Consider the following 2,705-nt stretch of genomic DNA (forward strand, 5'->3'; position numbering starts at 1 on the left):
TACGACTACATGGTTAAGTGCATGAAAGAGTTGGCTAAGCCCGAGCCTGATATCGACTCACTTCTTCCCTGGAACTTCTCCCACACATAAAAAAGCGCCCGTGTGTTCATGGGGCGCTTACTTTCCATGTAATGTTTTGCGATGGATCTTTGATGTCACAGGTTTTGCAATGCACACAATTTGCGGCATTGATTTGGAATATTCGCTTGCCTTCGACTTCTACCACTTCATACACGCCAGCAGGGCAGTAGCGCTGGCTTGGCTCATCAAACTTCTTTAAATGGACTTGAATCGGAATATGAGGATAGGCGAGTTGCAAGTGGCAAGGCTGATTCTCTTCGTGTTGCGTACCTGACAAAAATACCGATGAAGGTTTATCGAAGCTGATTACGCCATCTGGTTTCGAGTATTGAATAGGTTGGCACTCGTCGGTTGGTTTCAGTTGTTCATGAACGTGCGAAGGATCTGTGACCGTCCACGGTATTGGTTTCTTTACCAGTGGCTGCCATAGATTGTGCTCGAAGGTGGAAAGTGCGCCGCCGATCACACTGCCGAACTTATGAATATTTGCACCAAAGTTGCGTGTGTCATTAAGTTCTTCATATAACCATGAATCTTCAAACTTGGTTTGGTAATCCGGTTCCGAATTGGATTCTGTGAATGCTTCAGCAATGGCTTCTGCGGCTAACAAACCGGATTTCATTGCAGTATGGCTGCCTTTGATTTTGGCGACGTTTAAGGTGCCCGCATCACAGCCAATCAATAAACCGCCGGGGAATTGCTGTCTCGGCAGAGAAGACAACCCTCCTTTCGCTATGGCTCTTGCGCCGTAAGCGATTCGGTGAGCGCCTTTCAAATGTTGCTCGATTGCAGGGTGGTGCTTAAAGCGTTGAAATTCGTCAAACGGACTCAAGTAAGGATTGCTGTAATTTAAGTCGACAATAAGCCCAACGGCGATTTGGTTGTTCTCCATGTGGTAGAGAAAACCGCCGCCTGTGGTGCTGGATTCACACAGAGGATACCCTGCAGAATGAATCACGCTGCCTGATTGACCTTTGGCATCGACAGGTAACTCCCAAATCTCTTTAAGCCCAAGCGCATAATGTTGCGATTGTTTATCATCGTCTAAACCAAATCGTTGAATGAGCTCTTTACCTAGATGACCTCGGCACCCCTCGGCGAATACGGTGTATTTGGCTTTTAGCTCGATACCTGCTTCAAAGTTGGGTTTGGCTTCTCCTTTCTTGTCCAAACCCATGTCGCTGGTGTTTACCCCTGTAACAGCGCCAAATGCATCGTAGTTAATCGTGGATGCGGCGAAACCGGGATAGACCTCGACACCAAGTGATTCTGCTTGTTCTGCTAACCAACGACACAAGTTCGCCAAGCTGATGACGTAGTTGTTTTCGTCATTGTGCATTGGGTTAGGTGTAAGAAAGTGGGGAACACGAACGTGATTAAGTTCTGTGGTTAGGTACAAGAAGGCATCGTTTTTTACAGCTGCGGAAAGAGGCGCGCCCATGCTTTGCCAATCAGGAAAAAGTTCATCCAGTGCACGTGTTTCGAATACCGCGCCAGATAAGATATGTGCACCAACTTCTGAACCTTTCTCTACCACACAAATAGACAGAGGTTCACCTTCACGTTCTTGATTGAGTTGCGCTAAGCGGCATGCTGCACTCAAACCAGCAGGTCCGGCGCCGACAATCACCACATCAAATTCCATGCATTCTCTTTCCATCTTCTTGCTTCCTTTATACGAAACCTTTCTTTGTGTTTTAGGTGCTTCTTCTATTACGCAGTGCTCGTATAAAGAACTATAGTCCAGTTGACGTAAACGTAAACTAAACTAAGCTCAAATGGTAACGTCATAGGGCGTGATAAAGGTTTTGAGTGACGGTGTCATGATGTGTTTTTACCAAGCAAGGTTATGAAAAACCTGAGCTTTAATGCAAATCTTTGTCGCGCATGACCCAATTGCTAGGACGCGTATCGCTTTGCGATCTGCTAGGAGGGAATGTGAAAGTACTGGTTGCGATTAAATGTGTAATTGACCCTTACGTTAAAGTAAGAGTGAAATCTGATGGTTCCGGCGTGGAAACCAACAACGTGAAGATGACGATGAACCCATTCTGTGAAATTGCGGTGGAAGAGGCGGTACGCCTTAAAGAAGCTGGGGTAGCAGAAGAGGTGTTAGTGGTGTCGATTGGTGACACCAGTTGTCAGGAACAATTGCGCTCAGCGCTTGCATTAGGTGCGGATCGTGCGATTCATATTGATGTTGAACCGTCACCAGAACCGCTTGCGGTCGCGAAGTTACTTAAAGTCGTGATGGAACAAGAACAGGCTCAATTGGTGCTTCTGGGTAAACAGTCAATCGATACGGATAACAACCAAGTCGCGCAAACGTTGGCAGCACTGTCGAATCGTCCGCAGGGGACATTTGTATCGGAAGTGAAAGTAGAAGGGGAAACGGTTCTGGTTACACGAGAAATCGATGGTGGCTTAGAGACGCTCAAACTGGATCTGCCTGCGATCATCAGCACGGATTTGCGTTTGAATGAACCGCGTTACGCCTCGCTACCGTAAGCGTTCACCGAGGTATCTTGACTTACCAGATCTGAAGAAACATATGCAGTTTATAGATCAAAAACGTTTGGGTACGGTCTCTTCGTCACAACAGCCGTGATGATTTCACTCAACAC

The 2,705-nt window shown here is 46.8% G+C and carries 1 protein-coding gene and 1 pseudogene; one reads left to right on the plus strand and one right to left on the minus strand.

Annotated features, from left to right (window positions below; translation table 11 throughout):
- Positions 1-106: 106 nt before the first annotated feature.
- A complete protein-coding gene (locus tag NL643_RS22650) occupies positions 107-1,741 on the minus strand; it encodes an electron transfer flavoprotein-ubiquinone oxidoreductase (RefSeq protein WP_253645243.1) in 1,635 nt (544 codons plus the stop codon).
- A 278-nt stretch (positions 1,742-2,019) separates the two neighbouring features.
- On the opposite strand from NL643_RS22650, the pseudogene NL643_RS22655 reads away from it, so the two are divergent.
- A pseudogene (locus NL643_RS22655) lies at positions 2,020-2,586 on the plus strand (electron transfer flavoprotein subunit beta/FixA family protein); the annotation flags it as partial.
- Between the last annotated feature and the right edge of the window lie 119 nt (positions 2,587-2,705).

Source organism: Vibrio sp. Y42_MX_L11 (assembly GCF_024181785.1).
In the GTDB taxonomy this organism is placed as follows: domain Bacteria; phylum Pseudomonadota; class Gammaproteobacteria; order Enterobacterales; family Vibrionaceae; genus Vibrio; species Vibrio diabolicus.